This is a genomic window from Streptomyces sp. NPDC093225 (assembly GCF_044753805.1).
In the GTDB taxonomy this organism is placed as follows: domain Bacteria; phylum Actinomycetota; class Actinomycetes; order Streptomycetales; family Streptomycetaceae; genus Streptomyces.
The window spans coordinates 1-8,549 of the sequence record NZ_JBIVNX010000102.1; the positions used below are offsets into that span (position 1 = coordinate 1).

The window sequence follows — 8,549 nt, forward strand, 5'->3', positions numbered from 1 at the left end:
GGCTTTGGGCCTTCGGCCGGGCCTGCGGCCCCCCTCGGCCCGGGCCTGCCTCCGGTCCAGCCTGCCACCCCTGTCAAGCGCCTCCCCCACACACCTCGGGACGGCCGACTCCCGCGAATTCGTGCACCGGGGGTGGTGTTGGGGCGGCGAAGCGGCGAGGCGGTGAGGCGGCGAAGCGGTGAGGCGGCGGTGTCTTGAGGTGGGACCCGCGATGCTCAGTGCGCCGTGACGCGCCCGTCGCGGAGCTCGAGGACGCGGTCCGCGAGGTCGAGGAGCTGCGGGTCGTGGGTGGCGACGAGGGCGGTCACGCCCTCGCTGCGGACCGCGGAGCGGAGCAGTTCCATGACCGACAGGCCCGTGCCGGCGTCCAGTTGACCGGTGGGCTCGTCGGCGATGAGCAGCGACGGGCGGTTGGCCAGCGCCCGGGCGATGGCGACCCGCTGCTGCTGCCCGCCGGAGAGCTCCGTGGGCCGCTGGTCGGCGTGGTCGGCCAGACCCACCAGGGCCAGGAGCAGGGCCACCCGTTCGTCGCGTTCGGCCGGGTCGGTACGGCGCAGTCGCAGTGGGACACCGACGTTCTCGGCGGCGGTGAGGATCGGGATGAGGCCGAAGTTCTGGAAGACGAAGCCGATGCGGTCGCGTCGGAGCTCCAGCAGGTCCTCGGCGCCCAGCGCCGCCAGGTCGGTGCCGTCCACGACGACGCGCCCCCGGTCGGGGGAGTCCAGGCCGCCGACCAGGTTCAGCAGCGTCGTCTTGCCGGCGCCCGAGCGGCCCTTGACGGCGACCAGTTCGCCCCGGGCGACCTCGAAGGTCGCGCCCGCCAGCGCGTGCACGGCCGCCGGCCCGCTGCCGTACGTGCGGTGGAGGTCGGTGACCGCGACCATCGCGCCCGGCGCCCCGTCCGTCGTGTTGCTCCGCTCCGTCATCGGTCCGCCCCCGTGCATCCCCGTACGTGATCGTTGCGGCCCAGTATGGGCAGGCGGAACATGTCCGGGCAATGACGGACCGACGTACAACTCCTGTTGCCTGCCTGGCGATCCGCGCCTATTTCTGGACGATTCCTGTTTGCGCCAACATCATTTCTTGATAGAAAACTGAACGAGCCGGCACCCACGACCGTCGGCCGGGGGGCGGGTCGACAGTGACGGGGTTCGTTTTCCTGCGCGCACGCGCGCACCGGCTGCTGCTCACCTGCGCGCTGCTCGCCGTCCTCCTCACCACCGCCGTGCTCGCGGCCCTGGCCGCCTTCACCGGCTCCGTCGGGGACACCGCGCTGCGCGAGAGCCTGCGCGGCCCCGCCGCCGCCTCGGCCGCCCTCGTCGTCAGCGCCGACGTACCGCCGGAGCGCCGCGACGCCGCCCGGGCCGCCGTCGAGCGGGCGGCCCGACGGAGCTTCGACGGGCTGCCGGTGACGGTCCGTACGCTGACCGCCTCCGGTCCGTACGAGCTCCCGCGCGCCCTCCAGCCGGTCGCGGCCCGCTCCGGCAACCCGGACCTCACCCAGTTCGCCGCCCTCGACCCCACCCGCGTCCGCCTCGTCGCCGGAGCCCTGCCCGGCCCGCCGGCTGCCGCGTCGGGCGGGCGGCCGGCCGAGATCCCGGCCGCCCTCCCGCAGGCCGCTGCCCGCCGCCTGGGCCTCGCCCCCGGCGCCCGGCTCCGCCTCACCGACCGCCTCACCGGGGCCCCGCTCACCGTGCGCATCACCGGCACCTACCAGGCCCGCGACCCGGGCGACCCGTACTGGCAGCTCGACCCGCTCGCCGGACGCGCCGTGCGCACCGTGGAGTTCACGACGTACGGCCCCCTGCTCGCCGACCCCGCGGTCCTCGCCGCGGGCCGCACCTCCACCGGGTCCAGCGGCTGGCTCGCCACCGCCGACTACCGGACCCTCACCACCGGGCGCATCGGCTCCCTGCGCGCCGCGGCCACCAGCGGGCCCGAAGCGCTCCGCAAGGAGCCGGACTTCGCGGCCGGCGCCACCGTCCGCACCGCCCTGCCCGCCGTCCTGGACCAGACCGAACGGGCCCTGGTCGTCGCCCGCTCGACACTCCTGATCGTCGCCCTGCAGCTCGTCCTGCTCGCCGGCTACGCCCTGCTGCTCGTGGCCCGTCTGCTCAGCACCCAGCGGGCCGGCGAGACCGGCCTGCTGCGCGCCCGCGGCGCCGCCCGTACCCGGATCGCCGGCCTCGCCGTCGCCGAGGCCCTGCTCCTCGCCGCGCCCGCCGCACTGATCGCCCCGCTGCTGTCCGGTCCGCTCACCCGCCTGATCGCCGGCTACGCCCGGACCGGCGGGCCCGAGCGGGCCGGCGGCGCCTTCGGCACCGTCCCGGCCGCCTCCGTCTGGCTGGTGGCCGCCGCCGCGGCCCTGTGCTGCGCGGCGGCCGTCGTCTCACCCGCCCTGGCCGCCGCCGCGGACGGCGCGGTACGCCTGCGCGCCGGCCGGGACGGCACGCTGCCCGCCCCGCTGCGGGCCGGCGCCGACGTCGGCCTCGTGGTGATCGCGGCCGTCGCCTACTGGCAGCTCGACCGCCGGACCGGCCCGGCCGGCACCGCCGCGGCCGGCTCCGGGCTCGGCGTCGACCCGCTGCTGGTCGCCGCCCCCGCCCTCGCGCTGCTCGCCGGCACCGTCCTGACCCTCCGCCTGCTGCCCCCGCTGGCCCGGCTCGCCGAACGCCGGGCCGCCCGCTCCCGCGGCCTCGGGCCCGCCCTGGCCGGCTGGCACCTGGCCCGCCGGCCGCTGCGCGGCGCCGGCCCCGTCCTGCTGCTCGTCCTGGCCACCGCCATGGGTACCCTCGCCGTCGGCCAGGGGGCCTCCTGGGACCGCTCCCAGCGCGACCAGGCCGACTTCGCCGCCGGAGCGGCCGTCCGCGTCCTCGACGGCCGCCCCGGCGGCCCCGGCCAGGCCGGCGTCTACGCCACCTGGCCCGGCGTACGCCGCGCCGCGCCCGCGCACCGCACCACCGCCGACCTCTCCGGCGGCCGTACGGCCGCCGTCCTCGCCCTCGGCACCGGCGACGCCGACGAGGGGCTCCTGCTCCGCCCCGACCTCGCGGACGCACCGGCCCGCGACCTGCTGGCCGCCCTCGCCCCACCGCGGCGGACCGCCGCACCGGAGATCCGTCTCCCCGGAGACGCCGCCACCCTCGCGCTCGACCTGCGCCTGACCACGACCCCGACGGGCCGGACGACCCCACCCGCGGACGGCCCCGTCCCGAGCCACCCGCCGGTGCTCACCGTGCTGGCCGAGGACCGCTACGGCCTCCCGTACGAGCTCCCCGCAGGCCCCCTGCCCGCCGACGCCCGCCCGCACCGGCTCCTCGTCGACCTCGACCGCACCGCCACCGGCGCCCGCCACGCACCGGCCGGCCCGCTGCGCCTGACCGGCCTCCGGCTGAGCGGCTCCCGGCACGGCGGCCCGCCGTACACGGCAGGGACCGGGCCGCGGACGGCCGCACCCGAGCGGCACCGCCTGGAGCTCACCGGCCTGTCCACCGGCACCGCCGGCGGCACCCTGCACGGCCTCGTGCCGCCGGCCGGCGTCGGCTGGCAGGCCGAGATCGCCGCGCCGCGGGACGGCGACCTGATCGCGCCCGGACAGCCCGCCGCGGCCGGGGCGCTGCCGCTCGTCCTCGGGTACGACACCGGACCGGTCGTCGACGCCGACGACGCCTACACCGTCCGGCTGCGCACCCTGCGGCCCGCCGCGGCCGAGCCGCTGCCCGCCGTCGCCACCGACGCCTTCCTCACGGCCGCCGCCGCCCGCCCGGGCGACCGCCTCGACCTCACCCTCGCCGGCGAACGGCTGACCGTACGGATCGTGAAGTCCGTCCGCGCACTGCCCACCACCGGCACCGCCGCCACCGGCGGCCCGGCGACCGGCGCCCCGTCCGACGCGCCGGGGGCGGGGGCCGACGGCGGCGGCCTCCTGCTCGACCTGCGCACCGTCAACGAGATCCTGACCCAGCGGGGGAGGGGCACGCTCGCCCCCACCGAGTGGTGGCTGAGCACCGACCGACCCGCCGCCGTGGCCGCAGCCCTGCGCGCCCGCCCCGACGCCGGCGCCGCCGACGACGTACTGGTACGCGACGAACGGGCCGCCGCGCTCCTCGGCGACCCGCTCGGCCGCGGACCGCGCGCCGCCCTGCTCGCCGTGACCGCCGCGGCCGCCGCGCTCGCCGCCGTGGGATTCGCCGTCAGCGCCGCCGGCTCCCTGCGCGAGCAGTCCGCCGAACTCGCCGTGCTGCGCGCCCTCGGCGCCTCCCGGCGCAGACTCGCCGCACTCGCCGCCGCCGAGCACGGTCTGCTCGCGCTCGTCGGCGTCCTCGCCGGACTCGGCATCGGGGCCGTGCTCACCCGGGCCGTCGTCCCGCTCCTCGTCCTGACCGCACGGGCCGAACGCCCGCTGCCGCCGGTCCTCGTCGAACTGCCCGGGACCCACCTGGCGCTGCTGCTCGCCGCGGTCGCCACCGTTCCGCTGCTGACCGCCGCCGCCCTCGCGCTCCGCCACGCCGGCCCCGCACCCTCCCTCCGCGACCAGGGGGACAGCTGACATGAACCGCCCCACCGCCACCGCCACGCCCACCGACGACCGGTCCGCCGCGACCGCCCCGGCCCCCCGGACCCGCCGCACCCGCACCCCCGCGCCGTGGGTGCGCACCCGGCTGCGCACCTCACCCGCCGCCGCCCTCGCCCTGGCCGTCCTCGTCCTCGTCACCGCCTTCCTGGCCGCCGCGCTCCCGAGGTCCGTCGACGCGTACGAGACGCGGGCCCTGCGCCACGGCATCGCGCACACCCCACCCGCCGCCACCGTCGTCGAACTCACCGCCGCCCGGCCCGGCCTGGAGCGGCCCCAGGCCGACCGGGAGCGGGCCGTGCTCCCCGCCCCGCTCGCCGCCGTCCACACCCGGGCCCTGGCCGCCCTGCCCGCCCCCCTGCGCGCCGACCGCGCCCAGTCGGCGTACGGCGTACGGACCACCGAACCGCTCGTCGGCACGGACCCGTGGCTGCCCCGCCCGGACGTCCACCCGCCCACCTTCACCCTGGCCGCCCAGTCCGGACTCGCGCAGCACGCCACCGTGCGCAGCGGCCGGCTGCCCGCCGCCCACGGCACCGTCACGGCCGCCACCCGGCAGGTCGAGGCCGCCGCCAGTACCGACACCGCCGCCGCCCTGCACCTGCGGCCCGGCTCCGTCGTCCACCTCACCGGCCGCTCCGGCGGCGAACCGCTCGCCGTGACGATCACCGGCATCGTGACACCGGTCGCGCCGGACGGCTCGTACTGGAGCGCCGTGCCCGAACTGCGCACCCCCGGGCGCGCGTTCAGGAAGTCCGGTGTCATCCCCGCGCCCTACTGGCACGGCGCGCTGCTGCTGGCCCCCGACGCCGCGCCCGTGCTGCTCGGCACCCAGGGCAAGCCCGAGCTCTACTGGCACTTCGCCCCCGCCACCGACGGGCTGACCACCCGCGACACCCCGGCCCTGCTCAGCCGCATCGCCTCCCTCGAAGGCGGTCCCGAACTGCTGGAACTGCGGGCCGTCGCCGGGAACACCGCCACCGTCCGCACCGACCTGGAGACCGTCCTCACCCACCAGCTCACCGCCCGCCGGGCCATCGCGGACCTCGTCGCCGTGGCCGCCGTCGGCACCGCCGCCGTCGCCGCCGTCGTCCTCGCCATGGCCGGCAGCCTGGTCGCCGCCCGCCGGCGCGACGAACTCGCCCTCCTGCGCGCCCGCGGAGCGTCCCTGAGCGGCATCGGACTCCGGCTGCTCGGCGAGTCCGCGGTCATCGCCCTGCCGGCCGCCGCACTCGGCCTGCTGGCCGCCCTGCTGCTGGTCGACGGGGCCGCACGGCCCACGGCGGTCCTCGCCGCGGTCGCGGTGGCGCTGCTCGCCTGTGCGGTCCTGCCGCTGCCCGCCGTACTGGCCCACCGCCGGCCCAGGGTCCACGGGGAGCGCGACGACCTCGCCACCGCCCGCCCGGGCCGGGCCCGTACCGTCGCCGAGCTCACCCTCCTGGTCCTGGCGGCCGGCGCCCTGCAGGCCCTGCGCGGCCAGGCCCCCGGGGCGGGTGGCCCCTCGGCCGCCGCCGCCCCCGTGCTCGTGGCCCTCGCCGCCGCGCTCGTACTGGTCCGGCTCTACCCCCTTCCGCTGCGCTGGGCCGCCCGGCCCGCGCGACGGCTGCGCGGCATCATCGGATTCCTCGCCCTGGCCCGCGCCGGCCGGGCACCGGCGGCCGGCGTCCTGCCCCTGCTCGCCCTGCTGGTGGCCCTCACCACCGCGGCGCTCGGCGGATCGGTGCTGGCCGGGGTCTCCCACGCGCGCGAGCGGGCCGCGCTGCTGGCCGTCGGGGCCGACGTACGGATCACCACGCCGGGCGAACTCCGACCGTTGCCCGCCGGGACGCCGGACGCGGTACGACGGGTGCCGGGAGTGCGGGAGGCGACCACGGTGCGCATGGACCGGGCCGCCGCGGTCCCGTCGCCGGGCAGCGGCGGACGCCGGACCCTGACCCTGGTCGGCGTCGAACCCGGGCCCTACGCCCGGCTGGCCGCGCACACGGGCCTGGGCGCCTTCCCCGCCACCGCGCTCGGACGGTCCGGCGGCGTGCTGGACGCCGTCGCCTCCCCGGGCCTCGCCGACCGGCTCGGCCCCGCGCCCGTCCGCGTCACCACCTCGGGCGGCGAGGTGACCGTACGCGTCACGGCCGTACGGGAGGAGACCCCGGCGGTACCCCGCGGCGAGTTCCTCCTCGTCGACACCGCCGGGCTGCCCGACACCGGCGCGACCACCCTGCTGGCCACCGGCGCCGACGCGGACGCCGCCGCGCTGCGCGCGGCGGCCGGGCCCCTGCCCGTCCAACTGCGCAGCGCCGCCCGGGCACCCCTCACCGACACGCCCCTCCAACAGGGCGCGGAACGCGTCTACGCCGCGGCCATCGCGGCCGGCGCCGGCTACGCCGCCGTCGCCCTCCTCCTCGCGCTGCTGCGCTCGGCCCCCGAACGGGCCGCGCTGCTGCTGCGGCTGCGCACCCTGGGCCTGACCGGCCGTCAGGGTCGGGCGCTGCTCCTGCTGGAGGCCCTGCCGCAGACCCTGCTCGCCGCGGGCGGCGGCGTCCTCACCGCCTGGGCGACGATCCGGCTGGTCGGTCCCGGCATCGACCTGACCCGACTGGCGCTGACCGCCGCGCCCGGCACCCCGGCCGCCCCGCCCGCCCCGGCCGTCCTGGTCGCCGACGCAGGGTCGTTGGCGCTCCCGGCGCTGGGCGTCGTGGCGCTGACGGCCGGGGTGGCCGCCGCACAGGCCTGGTGGTCGGACCGACGGCGCACCCCCTCCACGAAGCACGGACCGGGAGACACACGATGACGGACACGAAGGCGGCGGACACGAAGGCTGCTGAGGCCCTGGCGGACGCCCCGGCGGACGCCCCGGCGGACGCCCCGGCGGACGCCCGGCCCACCCTGGCGGAACTCGAACGCCGCGCCGCCGCCCACCGCGACCGCCCCTCGTACGGGCACGACGCGCTGATCGCCTGCGACCGGCTGGTCCGGATCTTCACGACCGACGGGGTCGAGGTACAGGCCCTCCAGGGACTCGACCTGCTGGTCCGCGAGGGCGAGCTGATGGCCCTGGTCGGCGCCTCCGGCAGCGGCAAGTCCACCCTCATGAACATCCTCGCGGGGCTGGACGTCCCGACCGCTGGCGCGGCCCGGGTGGCCGGCCGGGACCTGCTCGCCATGACCGCCAAGGACCGCCTCGACTACCGGCGGAACGCGGTCGGGTTCGTGTGGCAGCAGACCTCCCGCAACCTCCTGCCGTACCTGACGGCCGCCCAGAACGTGGCCCTGCCCATGCGGTTGCGCGGCCGCGGGCGGCGCCGCGCGCAGGCGGACCGGGCGCGGGAACTGCTGTCCATGCTCGGCGTGGCCGAGTGCGCCGACCACCACCCCCGGCAGCTCTCCGGCGGCCAGCAGCAGCGCGTGGCCATCGCCGTGGCGCTGGCCAACTCCCCGTCCGTCCTGCTCACGGACGAACCGACCGGCGAACTCGACTCCGCCACCGCCGAGCAGGTCTTCGCCGCCTTCCGCCGGGCCAACGAGGAGTTGGGCACGACCATCGTGATCGTCACGCACGACCAGGCCGTCGCCTCGGAGGTGCGCCGTACGGTGGCCATCCGCGACGGCCGCACCTCCTCCGAGGTGCTGCGCCGCACCGAGGTCGACGCGGACGGCCGCGAGTCGCTGGTCTCCCGCGAGTACGCCACCCTGGACCGCGCCGGCCGCCTCCAACTGCCCGCCGAGTACACGGCGGCGCTCGGGATGGAGCACCGCGTCCTGGTCGAACTCGAGCCCGACCACATCGCGGTGCGTCCTGATGCGACGGAGTGACGGGTGGCGGGTGATGGGTGGCAGACCAGGGCGGGGCGGGTCGGCCGGGTCACTGGTGTCGGGGTGAGCTCGCTTCGCGGGGCCGCCCCGTGGTGTGTGGGTCCCCTCGGCGCTTGACTGCCCATGGCCTGCAGGCCCTGCGGCAGGCCCACCCCGGAGGCTTCGG

General features: G+C 78.4%; 4 protein-coding genes. 3 read left to right on the top strand and 1 reads right to left on the bottom strand.

Annotation, left to right across the window (positions count from 1 at the left end; translation table 11 throughout):
* Window positions 1–215 precede the first annotated feature (215 nt).
* Window positions 216–926 (bottom strand): ABC transporter ATP-binding protein, encoded by a 711-nt coding sequence (locus tag ACIQCH_RS38095; protein WP_402588907.1) that lies wholly within the window; start codon window positions 924–926, stop codon window positions 216–218.
* A 215-nt stretch (window positions 927–1,141) separates the two neighbouring features.
* Here ACIQCH_RS38095 and ACIQCH_RS38100 point away from each other — a divergent pair, with 215 nt between their 5' ends.
* The 3 genes from ACIQCH_RS38100 to ACIQCH_RS38110 are packed head-to-tail and all read left to right on the top strand — an operon-like array spanning window position 1,142 to window position 8,383.
* A complete protein-coding gene (locus tag ACIQCH_RS38100) occupies window positions 1,142–4,549 on the top strand; it encodes an FtsX-like permease family protein (protein ID WP_402588909.1) in 3,408 nt (1,135 codons plus the stop codon).
* A 1-nt stretch (window position 4,550) separates the two neighbouring features.
* Complete coding sequence (locus tag ACIQCH_RS38105) at window positions 4,551–7,361, top strand: FtsX-like permease family protein (RefSeq protein ID WP_402588911.1); 2,811 nt, start codon at window positions 4,551–4,553, stop codon at window positions 7,359–7,361.
* Window positions 7,358–8,383 (top strand): ABC transporter ATP-binding protein, encoded by a 1,026-nt coding sequence (locus tag ACIQCH_RS38110; protein ID WP_402588913.1) that lies wholly within the window; start codon window positions 7,358–7,360, stop codon window positions 8,381–8,383. Before ACIQCH_RS38105 ends, ACIQCH_RS38110 begins: the two co-directional genes overlap by 4 nt.
* Window positions 8,384–8,549: the final 166 nt, after the last annotated feature.